This window comes from Micromonospora sp. DT47, from assembly GCF_049844475.1.
GTDB lineage: Bacteria > Actinomycetota > Actinomycetes > Mycobacteriales > Micromonosporaceae > Micromonospora.
This window is the reverse complement of the sequence record NZ_JBNCLC010000003.1, coordinates 281,147-293,374: the sequence shown is the minus strand read 5'-3', so window position 1 is coordinate 293,374 and position 12,228 is coordinate 281,147. Positions and strand designations below refer to the sequence as shown.

The following is a 12,228-nucleotide window of genomic DNA, read 5'->3' as shown; positions in this document are numbered from 1 at the left end:
GGCCGGGGGCAGGGGTGTCACGTCCCCGACCGGGGTGGTCCCAGCACCACCGGAGCGGCGCCGGTCGTGCCCGAGAATGGAGCGCGTGGACAGTCCAGTACGAGAGTTCGTCCGGCGGACGGTGCGGCCCAGCGCGACGGCCGCCGTCCAGGGCCTGGCGGTCGCCCTGCTCTCCCTGACCACCAACATCGCGCTCTTCGCGCTGTCGGTGCTGTCGTTGGTGCTCATCCCCGCCTTCGGCATCGGCTTCGCGCTGTTCCCGATGGTGACCGCCCTGGTGCGGCTCTCGACGGGGTGGCAGCGCCGGCTCGCCCGGCGGGGCCGCGTCCCCGTCGCGACGCCGTACCGGCCGCGCCCGGCAGGGGCGGACCTCGGCACCTGGCGGCGCTTCCGCTGGGTGGTGGGCGACCCGGCCACCTGGCGGGACTTCGCCTGGCTCCTGCCCGGCGCGGTCACCGGCGGCGCCTGTCTGATCGCCTTCGTCATGCCGCTGTACGGCCTGGAGGGCGTGCTCGGGGTGCCGGTGGTCCTCTACCTCACCGTGGACTGGTACGGCTACGGCGTCTTCTGGCCGATGGGCAACCTCGCCGAGGCGTTGTTCGCGCTGCCGCAGGGATGGCTGCTCCTGCTCGGCGGGTCGGCGGTCGCGCCCTGGCTGGTCGGGCTGCATCACCGCTTCGCGCGACTCTTCCTGGCTCCGACCGAGGCGGCGAGGCTGGCGCTGCGGGTGCACGAGCTCACCGTCACCCGGGCCGACACCGTCGACGCGCAGGCCGCCGAGCTGCGCCGCATCGAACGGGACCTGCACGACGGGGCGCAGGCCCGGATCGCCTCCGTGGGCATGGCCATCGGCCTGGCGGAACAGCTGCTGGAACGGGACCCGGCGGCGGCCCAGCGGCTGCTGGCCGAGGCGCGGGAGACCAGCGGGCAGGCCCTGGTCGAGCTGCGCGGCCTGGTCCGCGGCATCCATCCGCCGGTGCTCGCCGAGCGGGGCCTGGACGGCGCGGTCCGGGCGCTCGCGCTCGCCGTACCGGTGCCCGTCGAGGTCGACGTCGACCTGCCCGGTCGGCCGGTGGCGCCGGTGGAGTCCGCGGCGTACTTCGCGGTGGCCGAGGCGCTGGCCAACGTCGCCAAGCACAGTGGCGCGACGCGCGCCTGGGTCCACCTCGGGTACGACGGGACGCGGGTGACCGTCGTGGTCGGCGACGACGGCCGGGGTGGCGCCGACCCGGCGGCCGGCAGCGGGCTGGCCGGTGTCGCCCGCCGGCTGGCCGCCTTTGATGGGACGATGGTGGTGACCAGTCCGCCCGGCGGGCCGACCGTCCTGACCATGGAGCTGCCGTGCGAGTTGTCATCGCCGAGGACCTCGCCCTCCTCCGGGACGGGCTGACCCGGATTCTCGAGGCGTTCGGGTTCGAGGTGGTCGCGGCCGTCGACAACGGACCGTCCGTGCTGCCGGCGCTGGTCACCCACCGGCCCGACGTCGCGGTCCTCGACGTACGGCTGCCGCCGACCTTCACCGACGAGGGGCTGCAGGCGGCGATCCGCGCCCGGGCGGAGGTCCCCGGCCTGCCCATCCTCGTCCTCTCCCAGCACGTCGAGCAGTTGTACGCCCGGGAACTCCTCTCCGACCGCGCCGGCGGGGTCGGCTACCTGCTCAAGGACCGGGTGTCCCACGTGGAGCAGTTCGTCGACGCGGTGCGCCGGGTGGCCGGGGGTGGCACGGTGATGGACCCGGAGGTGATCGCCCAGCTACTGGCCAGCAGGGCCCGGACCGAGCCGCTGCGGGAACTGACCGCGCGGGAGCGGGAGGTGCTGGGGCTGATGGCCGAGGGCCGGTCCAACGCCGCGATCGCCGCCCGGCTCTTCGTCACCGAGAAGGCGGTGAGCAAGCACATCAACAACATCTTCAGCAAGCTGCGGATGCCGCCGTCCGACGACGACAACCGGCGGGTGCTCGCGGTGCTGGCCCACCTCGACGACGACAATCCGGCGCCGGGGCGGGCGCCGCGCATGTCACACCCGGCCTGAGCCGTCCGGGCCGACCGCGGCGGTGGAGAGCGCGGGGGCGCGGCCGGGCAGCCGGTCCGCCGGCCCCGGCCGCCCGAAGTACCAGCCCTGGCCGGCGTCGCAGCCGATCGCCCGCAGCCGGTCGGCCTGCCCGGCGGTCTCCACGCCCTCGGCGGTGACCGTCAGGTCCAGCGCGTGGGCCAGCGACACCAGCGAGGCGAGGATGCGCTCGTCGGTGCGGCTGGCCGGGTCGACCGCCGGGGCGCGCAGCCCGGCCACGAACTCCCCGGCCACCTTCAGCTCGGTCACCGGCAGGTCCCGCAGGTACGCCAGGTTGCAGTAGCCGGTGCCGAAGTCGTCGATGGCGATCCGCACGCCGAGGTCGGCGAGGACCCGCAGGGCCCGGACCGGCTCCTCCGCCGTGCTCATCATGGTGCTCTCGGTGATCTCCAGCTGGAGTCGTTCCGGCGGCAGGCCGGTGCGGCGCAGCAGCCCGCGTACCTCCTGCACCAGGCCGGGCCGGTGCACCTGTCGGACGGCGAGGTTCACGCTGACGAACGGCGCCGGCCCGCCCCCGGCGGACCAGCTCTCCGCCTCGCGGCACGCCTCGGCGAGCACCCAGCCGCCGAGCCGGACGATCAGGCCGGTCTCCTCGGCCAGCCCGATGAACGTGTCCGGACGCAGGATCCCCAGCTCGGGGTGGTGCCAGCGGACCAGCGCCTCCACGCCCACCAGCGACCCGTCCCGCAGCGAGGTCAGCGGCTGGTAGTCGAGGAAGAACTCGCCCCGGTCGATGGCGATGGGAATCGCGGCGGAGATGGCGTACCCGGCCAGCTCGGTACGGTGCCGGTCCGGGTCGAAGATGGACCAGCGCGCGCCCCCGGCCGCCTTGGCCCAGTGCAGGGTGCTGTCCGCCGCCCGCATCAGCTCGCCGGGCGTGGTGCCGGCCACCGCGCGCTCCACGATGCCGATGCTGGCGGTCACCGTCAGCTCGTGCCCGTCCACCAGGGCCGGTTCACCGACCGCCGCCAGCGCCGCCTCGGCGACCTCGACCACGTCGTCGACCCGGGCCGTGCGCTCGACCAGGATGACGAACTCGTCGCCGCCCAGGCGGGCCACCAGGTGCTCGCCGAGGGCCCGCCGCAGCCGCCGCGCCACCGAGACCAGCAGCGCGTCGCCGACCTGGTGCCCGAGCGAGTCGTTGACCACCTTGAACCGGTCGAGGTCGAGGAAGCAGACCCCGACCCGGTCCGCGCCCCGGCCCGGCTCGCCGATGGCCGCGGCGAGCCGCTCCGTGAAGAGCGTCCGGTTGGGCAGGTCGGTGAGCGGGTCGTGGGTGGCCTGGTGACGGAAGCGGGACTCGCTGTCCCGCAGCGCTCGCTCGGCCTGCGCCCGGGCCACCATCGCGGCCCGGCGGATCGACTCCTGCTCGTCGAGCGTCCGGTCGCGCAGCGCGTGGGCGTACCCGGTGGCGACGGTGGCCAGCAGCCGGGCCATCCGGTCCTCGACGTCGTCGGCGACCAGTCCGAGATCCCGGACCAGGCGGAGCTGGATCACCTCCACCGTGCGACCGAGCCCCTCGGCGGAGGCGATGTGCGCGGCGACCAGTTCCGCGCCGACCTGGTGACCGATCCGCGGGTCGAAGGGCTCCGCCCGCAGCGCCGCGGCCAGCCGCTCGGTGAGTCGCTGCAGCAGCGCCTCCAGCTGCGCCTGGGTCATCGGCAGGTAGCTGGTGCCGGAGACCGCCTTGGCCCAGGCCCGGGCGAAGATGCCGGGGCAGGACGACGCCGCCGCCGGCTCACCCACCGAGGCGTCCGACGCCACCCATGAAGACGGCCTGCTCGGCGTCCTCGGCGCTCTCCGGCGTCTCGGGGCGCCACTGCGGCACCCAGACCACGCCCGGGTCGACCAGCTCGAACCCGTCGAAGAACTCGGTCAGCTCGGCCCGGCTGCGGATCCACAGCGGATTGTCGGTGCGGCGGTAGACCCGCTCGGCCTCGGCCCGCTCGCCGGTTTCGCTGCGGCTCTCGTCGCTGGCCTGGGAGAGGACCAGGTAGCTCCCCGGCGCCAGCGCCTCCCGCAGGGTCCGCAGAATCTCCCGCGGCCGGTCGGAGTCCGGGATGAAGTGCAGCACCGCCACGATCATCACGGCGACCGGCCGGGAGAAGTCGAGCAGCTTCGTCACCTCGGGGTGGCCCAGGATCGCCTCCGGCCGACGCAGGTCCTCCTGGATCACGGTGGCGCCCGGGTTGTCGCCGAGGATCTCCCGGCTGTGTGCCACCGCGACCGGGTCGACGTCGACGTAGACCACCCGGGAGTCGGGGGCGACCCGCTGGGCGATCTCGTGCACGTTGCCGACGGTGGGGATGCCGGAGCCGATGTCGAGGAACTGGCGCACCCCGGCGTCGACCAGGTGCTGCACCACGCGGCGCATGAAGGCCCGGTTGGCCTGGGCCATCAGCGGGGCGGCCGGCACCGCGTCCATCATGGCCCGGGCCGCCGCCCGGTCGGCGGCGAAGTTGTGCGAGCCGCCGAGATAGTAGTCGTACATGCGGGCCACGCTGGGGCGCTCGATGTCGATGTCCTCGGGTGCCCAGTCCGGCCGCCGCATGCCCCATCCCTTTGTCGACAAACGCGAGAATCGTCGCCCGCGCGGGCCACCAGGACATTCTGCCCGCCCGCGGTCCCGGTGCAAAGACCGCCGTCGTTGCGCGACCGTCCCCTCACCCAGGGCGTCCGCCGCCGCCCCCGGACGGCCGCGAGGTCCGCGTCCGACGGGCGGACGCGGACCTCGCGACGACGGGGTCGGTGACCCTTCAGAACTTCGGCGCGTCCGGGGCCTCGAGCAGGCCGAGCCGCAGCGCGGTCATCAGCGCCTGAGCCCGGTTGGCCGCGCCCAGCTTCTCGTAGAGCTTCGAGATGTGGGTCTTGGCGGTGGACTCGCTGACGAAGAGCTGCTTGGCGATGCCGGCCACGCTCATGCCGTCGGCGAGCAGCCGCAGCACCTGCCCCTCGCGGGGGGAGAGCTGCGGGCCGGACGGTGCCAGCCGGCGCTTCATCGCCTCGGCCAGGTCGGCCGCGGTGAACGCGCTGGGGGAGGAGGCGGCGTGCCGGGCGGCAGCCACCACCTCGTCGGCCGGCGCGGTCTTCGGCACGAATGCGCTCGCCCCGGCCTCCAGGGCGCCGAAGAGCTGGTCGTCACCGGCGTACATGGTGAGCACGACGATGCCCATCGTGGCGCTGGACTTGCGCAGCGCCCGGGTGGCCTCCAGGCCGCTGCCGTCGGGGAGCCGCAGATCCATGATCACGACGTCCGGCTGCAGCGCGCCGGCCTGGCGTACGCCCTCCGCCGCGGTGGCGGCCTCGCCGACGACCTCGAACTGCCGGTCGCGCTCGAAGGCGTGCCGAAGGCCCTTGCGGATCAGATCGTGATCGTCGACAAGGAGGACCTTGGTACGAGTTGCCGGTGTCGGGCTTGTGGTCATCCTCGGGTTACTCCCCTTCTGCTGCTGCGCTGCCACGCACGTTATCGCGCCGGGGCGAGGACCCGACCACCACCGCCACAGTCGTGCCGCTGGGCTGTCGCGGCCTGATCTCCAACCGGCCCCGGATACGTTCCGCCCTCTCGGCCATGATCGCAAGACCGTAGTGCCCGTCAGCGTGCTGGTCACCGATGCCGTGACCGTCATCCGACACTTCGATCTGGGCGTACGGGGGGTCCACCTCACAGGTGACCCACAGATTCGACGCGCCGGCGTGCTTGCGGGCGTTGGTGACCGCCTCCTGCGCGATGCGCAGCAGTTCGGCCTCCGTGGCGGCGGGCAGCCGGGCGGTGGTCTCGTCCAGCGACAGGTGCACCCGCAGCCCGCCGGAGGCGCCGACGGTGCGGGCGTACTCGGCGATCGCGGCGGCCAGGCCGCCGTGCCGGTCCACCTCGCTGCGCAGCTCGAACAGGCTCAGCCGCAGCTCGGTGATCACCCGGGTCACCTCGCCGCGCAGCGTGCGCAGCGCCTCGGCGGTCTCGTCGGCGTCGTCGAAGACGGTGGCCAGCGCGTTGTCGATGCCGTAGCCGACCATGACCAGCTCCTGGGCGACCCCGTCGTGGATCTCCCGGGCCAGCCGCTGCCGCTCCTCGTTGGTGGCCAGCGAGCGCACGTCGTCGAAGAGCAGCGCCGCCTCCAGCCGCAGCGCGGCCGGGCCGGTCAGCGCGGTCACCCGGGCCACCACCGGCGCCGGGTACGCGTGCGCGGCGTCCGCCTCCAGCACCACCAGGCCGATCGTGCGGACGCCGGCGACCAGCGGCACGATCAGCGCCGACACGTCACCCCGGCGGGGCGAGCGGGCCTGGGAACGGGTCGCCGTCTGCGGCTGCTGGCTGGCCCAGGCGTCGGCGATCGCCGAGTCCGCGTCCAGCGTGGTCTCCCAGTCCACCCGGTCCACGCCGACCTGGGCGAGCACCACCAGCCGGCCGCCGCCGCTGGCGGAGAGCACGGCGGCGCGGGTGCTGGGGGCCGTGGTGCGCAGCTCCTCCAGCAGGTGCTCGGAGATGCCGCCCGGGTCGAGGGTGGCGCCGGGCAGCTGCCGGGCGACGGTACGCAGCTGGGTGAGCAGCCGGGTGGCCTCGGCGTACGGCTGGGGCTTGCCCTCGCCGCGGACCCGCATCACCTGGTGCAGGGTGCCGGCGGCGTAGAGGCCGAGCGCGGCCAGGATCAGCCACTGGGCGCAGACCGCCAGGTAGCCGGGCTGGCCGAGCTGCCGCCCGCCGTCGACCTCGGTGAACGCGCCGGCGACCAGCAGGGTGGCCGCGGTGACCCCGAGCAGCGCGGCGCCCTCCCGGAAACGCCGGCGCAGCGCGGTGACGGTCACCGGCACCGCGAGGTACGGCAGCACCGCGGACGCGCCGAGCCCGCCGACCGTCCCGCCGATGGTGGACTCCACGGCGACCTGGCTCGCGGCCAGCCCCAGCAACACCACCTCGGCGAACCGGCTGAGCGGGCCGAGCAGCCGGTGCTCGGGGGCGAGCACGGCGGGCAGGCCGGCCACCCCCAGCAGGGCGATCCACCAGAGTTGGGCCGGGTCGCGGGTGGCGATCAGGGTCAGCGCGGCGACCAGCGCGAGCATCACCACGCGCGCGGCGGCGGCGAGGGGGTGCGTCTGGGGCCGGTGGGGTGTGGAGGCGGGCACGTGACGGATCGTAGTCAGCTGCGGTAGATTTCGGCGATCTCCGCCGCGTACGTCTTGTGCACGACCTGACGCTTGACCTTGAGCGACGGGGTCAGCTCGCCGGTCGCCTCGGTGAAGTCCCGGGGCAGGATCCGGAAGACCTTGATCGCCTCGGCCTTGGAGACCGCCTGGTTGGCCAGGTCGACCGCGCCCTGGATCTCGGCCCGCAGCGTCTCGTCGTCGCGCAGCCGCTCGACCGGGGTGTCCTCGGGGTGGCCGTGCGCGGCCAGCCACTTGGGCAGGGCCTCCTCGTCGACGGTGACCAGGGCGGCGATGAACGGCTGTCGGTCGCCGACCACCACGCACTGGCTGATCAGCGGGTGGGCCCGGACCTGGTCCTCCAGCACGGCCGGGGCGACGTTCTTGCCGCCGGCCGTCACGATGATCTCCTTCTTCCGGCCGGTGATGCTCAGGAAGCCGTCGTTGTCGAGCTGGCCCAGGTCGCCGGTGCGGAGCCAGCCGTCGGTGGTGAGCGCCTCGGCGGTGGCGGCCTCGTTGTTCCAGTAGCCCTGGAAGATCAGGTCGCCGGCGATCAGGACCTCGCCGTCGTCGTCGATCCGGATGGTGACGCCGGGCAGCGGCCGGCCGACGGTGCCGACCTTCGTGCCGGTGGGCAGGTTCGCGGCGGCGGCGGGGGAGGTCTCGGTCAGGCCGTACCCCTCGCAGATGGCGACCCCGACGCCGCGGAAGAAGTGCCCGAGCCGGGCGCCGAGTGGTGCGCCGCCGGAGATCGCGTCGCGGCAGCGGCCGCCGAGGGCGGCGCGCAGCTTGCGGTAGACCAGCTTGTCGAAGAGCGCGTGCTGCGCCCGCAGCGCCAGGCCCGGCCCGTCCGGGGTCTCCAGCGCCTCGCTGTAGGCGATCGCCACCCGCTCGGCGCGGTCGAAGATCTTGCCCTTGCCGTCCGCCTCGGCCTTCTGCCGGGCGCCGTTGTAGACCTTCTCGAAGACCCGCGGTACGGAGAGCACGAAGGTCGGCTTGAACTCCTGGAGCTCGGCGACCAGGTTCTTGGTGTCGGTGCAGTGCGCCATGGTGGCCCGGGCCTGCACCACGCCGATCTGGATCAGCCGGGCGAAGGCGTGCGCCAGCGGGAGGAAGAGCAGGGTCGACGCGCCGGCCCGGAACAGGTTCGGCAGCACCGGCACGGCATTGGCGATGTCGGCGTACATGTTGCGGTGGGTCAGCACACAGCCCTTGGGGCGGCCGGTGGTGCCGCTGGTGTAGATGATCGTGGCGATGTCGCCGGCCCGGACCGCCTTGCGGCGCCGCTCGACCTCCGCCGGGTCGACGGAGTCGCCGGCCGCGACGATCTCGTCCACCCCGCCCAGCTCGATCTGCCATACCTGGCGCAGCTCGGGCAGCCGGTCGCGGACCCCGGCGACCAGGGTGGCGTGCGCGTTGGACTCGACCACCACCGCCACCGCGCCGGAGTCGGCGAGGATCCAGGCGGCCTGCTCGGCGCTGGAGGTCTCGTAGATCGGCACGGTGACCGCGCCGGCCGTCCAGATGGCGTAGTCGAGCAGGGTCCACTCGTACCGGGTGCGGCTCATCAGCCCGACCCGGTCGCCGGGGGCGATGCCGGCGGCGACCAGGCCCCGGGCGACCGCGACGACCTCGTCGCGGAACTGCCGGCAGGTCACGTCCGTCCAGGCGCGGCCCTCTGCGGCCGGGGCGGGCCGGACGAACTGCACCGCGTCCGGCGCGGCCTCGGCGTTGTCCCAGACCGGGTCGGTCAGGTTGGCCGCGTCGCCGACGGTGACGATCGGCGGAACGGAGAACTCGCGCACCTGCACTCCCTCGTGCTCGCACTGGCCGGGCCGGCCGCCACGGCGGGCCGGCTCTGTCGAAACCTACCCGCATACCCAGATGGGCGCGGTGGGGAGGTTGCCCGCCCGATGGGTGGGACGCCGCCCCCCGCCCGCTCGGGCGCGGCGCGGCGGGGTGGAGCGGCGCGCGCGGGGATGCCGCCGGGTAGCCTCCCCCCATGGCGGACACCTCCACCCAGTCGATCATCATCGGCGCGTCACCGGAGCGGGTGGCGGCGGTCATCTGCGACTTCCCGCGCTACCCCGAGTGGACCGACGCGGTGCAGCGGGCGGAGGTGGTCGAGGAGTACGAGGACGGCTACGCCAGCCAGGTCCGGTTCACCATCGACGCCGGCGTGATGGCCGACGAGTACGTGCTGGCGTACGAGTACGCCGAGGACCTGTCCCGGATCGAGTGGCACCTGGTGGCGCCGTCGAAGATGCAGAAGGCCCAGCGCGGCTCGTACGACATCGTCGGCAACCCGGACGGCGCCTCCACCGTGACCTACACCCTCGAGGTCGAGCTCTCCGTCGGCATGCTCGGGATGTTTCGCCGCAAGGCCGAGAAAATGATCATGGATGCCGCGTTGAAGCAGCTCAAGCGCCGGGTAGAAGCACCCGGTGCGGTGCAGTGACGCGACAGCCGGCGGCAGGGTAGAGGAGCCGACCATGGGGGGTACGCAACCGGGCCCGGCCCGGGACGAGGCCGAGCCGGGCTCCGCCCGGGAGGAGGCCGAACGGCTGGTCGCGACGCTGCTCGCGACGGCCCGGCTGGCCACGTCGGGCCCCGGGGCGGGTCCCTGGGGTCCGCTCGGTGGGATCCTGTCGGGTGTCCTCGGGCACAGTGCCGCCCCGTCCCGGCCCTCGGGAGCGGCAACCGCCGGCGGGGGATTCGCCACCGGAACGCCGGAGTGCTGCATCTGTCCGGTCTGCCGCGGTATCGCGGCGTTGCGCGACCCCAGTCCGGAATTCGCCGAGCGGCTCGCCACCGGCGCGGGGGATCTGGCCGCCGGGATCGCCAGCCTGATGCGGGCGTTCGCCTCCGCCGGGGCCGGGGAAGCCCCGTCCGGGGCATCCGGTGCCGCGGCCCCGACGACGGGCGGCGACCCCGCGGCGGACCCCGACGCCGACCACGTGTGGCGCGAGGCCACCCGTACCGGGCATGATTCTCCGTCGGCGCCGGAGCGGGACGTCTGGTCCGCCGCCACCCGGGCGGAGGACGCGGTCGTGCCGGCCGCCGCCCCGCCCGTCGACGACGCCGGGCCGGCCGCGCCGGCCCAGCAGGTCCGGCCGACAGCCGACCGTTCCGTGGTGCCCGCCTCGCGTGCGCCGGCCGACGCGGACGGGGACGCACCAGGCGACGGGGCCTGATCACCTGACATCCCGGCATCGCACGGCCGGTTCGGCCGGTGTCGGGCAGCACAGCAGAGGGGAGTGGCAGCGGTGACGCTGACCATCGGAGTCGACGTCGGTGGCACGAAGGTGGCCGGCGGTGTCGTGGACGGCACCGGCAGGGTTCTCGTGCAGGCCCGGCGGGACACCCCCGCGGAGGACGTCGGCAAGACCCGTGACGTGATCATCGAGCTGGTCACCGCGCTGTCCGCCGCGCACCCGGTCGAGGCGGTCGGCATCGGCGCGGCCGGCTGGATCGACGCGTCCCGCTCCACCGTCCTCTTCGCCCCCAACCTGGCCTGGCGCGACGAGCCGCTGCGCGAGTACGTCAGCACCGCGACCGGCTTGCCGGTGATCGTCGAGAACGACGCCAACGTGGCAGCCTGGGCCGAGTTCCGGCACGGCGCGGCCCGGGACGCCGACGACTCGATGGTCATGTTCACCATCGGCACCGGCGTCGGCGGCGGCATCGTGCTCGGTGGCGAGCTGCTCCGCGGCGCCAACGGCATCGCCGCCGAGCTGGGACACATGCTCACCGTGCCCGACGGCCACCTGTGCGGCTGCGGCCGGCTCGGCTGCATCGAGCAGTACGCCAGCGGCAGCGCCCTGGTCCGGTTCGCCCGCGCCGGCGCCCGGCAGGAGCCGCAGCGCGCCACCGCCCTGCTCGAACTCGCCGGTGGCGAGGCCGGGGCGATCACCGGCCCGATGGTCACCGCCGCCGCGCAGGGTGGCGATCCGATCTCCGCCGAGGCGTTCGCCCAGATCGGGCGCTGGCTGGGCACCAGCCTCGCCGACATGGCCCAGATCCTCGACCCGCAGGTGCTGGTGGTGGGTGGCGGCGTGGTCGAGGCCGGCGACCTGCTGCTCGGTCCGACCCGGCGCTCGTTCACCGAGGCGCTGGCCCAGCGCAGCCGGCTGCCGGTCGCCGAGATCCGCCCCGCCGAGCTGGGCAACACCGCCGGCGTCATCGGCGCCGCCGACCTCGCCCGCCGGCTGTGACCGCCCCCGGCTCCGGGGGCGCCGACGCGACGAGCGGCGCCCCGGTGCCCGGGGGTGCCGACGCGGCCGGCGGGGTGCCGCTGCGGGTGGTGTCGTACAACATCCACAGCCAGCGCGACGACACGGCGGCGCTGGCGGCGGTGGTCCGCGAGGCCGCCCCCGACGTGGTGATCGTGCAGGAGGCGCCGCGCCGGTTCCGCTGGCGGCAGAAGTCCGCGGCGCTGGCCGAGTCCTTCGGCCTGGTGGTGGCCGCCGGCGGCCTGCCCTCGCTGGGCAACCTGCTGCTGACCAGCCTGCGGGTGCGGGCACACGCCACCCGCTGCCAGCGCTTCCCGCTGACCCCCGGGCGGCACCTGCGTGGCGCGGCGTACGCGGAGTGCCTGGTCGGCGGCGCGCGCTTCCTGCTGGCCGGCTCGCACCTCTCCACCGACCCGGTGGAACGGCCCGGCCAGGCCGCCCTGGTGAAGCGGGAGCTGGCCGCCGCCACCCTGCCGGTGGTCTTCGGCGCGGACCTCAACGAGGGCCCGGACGGCCCGGCCTGGCAGACCCTCGCCGAGGGGATGACCGACGCGGCGGTGGCCGCCGACGCGGCCGACCGGCACACCTACCCGTGCGCGAACCCCCGGCGCCGGATCGACGCGCTCTTCGTCGACCCGCGGGTCCGGGTGGTCGGGTACGACGTGGTCGACACCCCGCTGACCCGCCGGGCCAGCGACCACTTCCCGGTCCTGGCCGATCTGCTCCTGCCGGTCACCGACTGAGCGACCGCGCGCCGACCAGGGCTTCGTCCGGGCGTCGGCCG

Annotated in this window: 11 protein-coding genes; 6 read left to right on the top strand and 5 right to left on the bottom strand. The window is 74.6% G+C overall.

What is annotated here, in order from left to right:
• The first annotated feature begins 76 nt into the window (after positions 1–76).
• Both ACLQ2U_RS06415 and ACLQ2U_RS06410 read left to right on the top strand, forming a co-directional pair.
• Complete coding sequence (locus ACLQ2U_RS06415; protein ID WP_425749597.1) at positions 77–1,390, top strand: sensor histidine kinase; 1,314 nt, start codon at positions 77–79, stop codon at positions 1,388–1,390.
• Positions 1,342–2,031 carry a response regulator gene (locus ACLQ2U_RS06410; RefSeq protein ID WP_425749596.1) on the top strand — a complete coding sequence of 230 codons (690 nt, stop codon included), beginning with the start codon at positions 1,342–1,344 and terminating at the stop codon, positions 2,029–2,031. The genes ACLQ2U_RS06415 and ACLQ2U_RS06410 overlap by 49 nt, the downstream gene beginning before the upstream one ends.
• On the opposite strand, the gene ACLQ2U_RS06405 is transcribed toward ACLQ2U_RS06410, so the two are convergent.
• The 5 genes from ACLQ2U_RS06405 to ACLQ2U_RS06385 all read right to left on the bottom strand — a co-directional run bounded on the left by ACLQ2U_RS06405 (position 2,017) and on the right by ACLQ2U_RS06385 (position 9,017).
• Positions 2,017–3,834, bottom strand: a complete 1,818-nt coding sequence (locus ACLQ2U_RS06405) for a putative bifunctional diguanylate cyclase/phosphodiesterase (protein ID WP_425749595.1) — start codon at positions 3,832–3,834, stop codon at positions 2,017–2,019. The genes ACLQ2U_RS06410 and ACLQ2U_RS06405 overlap by 15 nt on opposite strands.
• The gene (locus ACLQ2U_RS06400; protein ID WP_425749594.1) at positions 3,809–4,621 is read right to left on the bottom strand and encodes an SAM-dependent methyltransferase; all 813 of its coding nucleotides are present in this window, start codon (positions 4,619–4,621) and stop codon (positions 3,809–3,811) included. The genes ACLQ2U_RS06405 and ACLQ2U_RS06400 overlap by 26 nt, the downstream gene beginning before the upstream one ends.
• Positions 4,622–4,826: 205 nt before the next feature.
• Positions 4,827–5,495: a response regulator transcription factor gene (locus ACLQ2U_RS06395; protein ID WP_088972416.1), complete on the bottom strand. Its 669-nt coding sequence runs from the start codon at positions 5,493–5,495 to the stop codon at positions 4,827–4,829.
• 7 nt (positions 5,496–5,502) lie between these two features.
• Entirely contained in the window at positions 5,503–7,194 is a 1,692-nt protein-coding gene (locus tag ACLQ2U_RS06390; protein ID WP_425749593.1) for a GAF domain-containing sensor histidine kinase, read from the bottom strand.
• A gap of 14 nt (positions 7,195–7,208) precedes the next feature.
• Positions 7,209–9,017 (bottom strand): AMP-dependent synthetase/ligase, encoded by a 1,809-nt coding sequence (locus ACLQ2U_RS06385; RefSeq protein ID WP_425749592.1) that lies wholly within the window; start codon positions 9,015–9,017, stop codon positions 7,209–7,211.
• Positions 9,018–9,214: 197 nt separating this feature from the next.
• Here ACLQ2U_RS06385 and ACLQ2U_RS06380 point away from each other — a divergent pair, with 197 nt between their 5' ends.
• The 4 genes from ACLQ2U_RS06380 (at position 9,215) to ACLQ2U_RS06365 (ending at position 12,187) form a co-directional block, all read left to right on the top strand.
• Positions 9,215–9,670, top strand: coding sequence for an SRPBCC family protein (locus tag ACLQ2U_RS06380; protein WP_425749591.1), 456 nt, complete (start codon positions 9,215–9,217; stop codon positions 9,668–9,670).
• Positions 9,671–9,704: 34 nt separating this feature from the next.
• Complete coding sequence (locus tag ACLQ2U_RS06375) at positions 9,705–10,406, top strand: hypothetical protein (protein WP_425749590.1); 702 nt, start codon at positions 9,705–9,707, stop codon at positions 10,404–10,406.
• Positions 10,407–10,478: 72 nt separating this feature from the next.
• Positions 10,479–11,426, top strand: coding sequence for an ROK family glucokinase (locus ACLQ2U_RS06370; RefSeq protein ID WP_425749589.1), 948 nt, complete (start codon positions 10,479–10,481; stop codon positions 11,424–11,426).
• 74 nt (positions 11,427–11,500) lie between these two features.
• The gene (locus tag ACLQ2U_RS06365; RefSeq protein WP_425749745.1) at positions 11,501–12,187 is read left to right on the top strand and encodes an endonuclease/exonuclease/phosphatase family protein; all 687 of its coding nucleotides are present in this window, start codon (positions 11,501–11,503) and stop codon (positions 12,185–12,187) included.
• Positions 12,188–12,228: the final 41 nt, after the last annotated feature.

What these genes read in the sequence shown, in the direction of transcription:
- ACLQ2U_RS06415 (WP_425749597.1), top strand. Translation starts at nt 77, where the DNA reads ATGGAGCGCGTGGACAGTCCAGTACGAGAGTTCGTCCGGCGGACGGTG.
- ACLQ2U_RS06400 (WP_425749594.1), bottom strand. Translation starts at nt 4,621, where the DNA reads ATGCGGCGGCCGGACTGGGCACCCGAGGACATCGACATCGAGCGCCCC.
- ACLQ2U_RS06395 (WP_088972416.1), bottom strand. Translation starts at nt 5,495, where the DNA reads ATGACCACAAGCCCGACACCGGCAACTCGTACCAAGGTCCTCCTTGTC.
- ACLQ2U_RS06380 (WP_425749591.1), top strand. Translation starts at nt 9,215, where the DNA reads ATGGCGGACACCTCCACCCAGTCGATCATCATCGGCGCGTCACCGGAG.
- ACLQ2U_RS06375 (WP_425749590.1), top strand. Translation starts at nt 9,705, where the DNA reads ATGGGGGGTACGCAACCGGGCCCGGCCCGGGACGAGGCCGAGCCGGGC.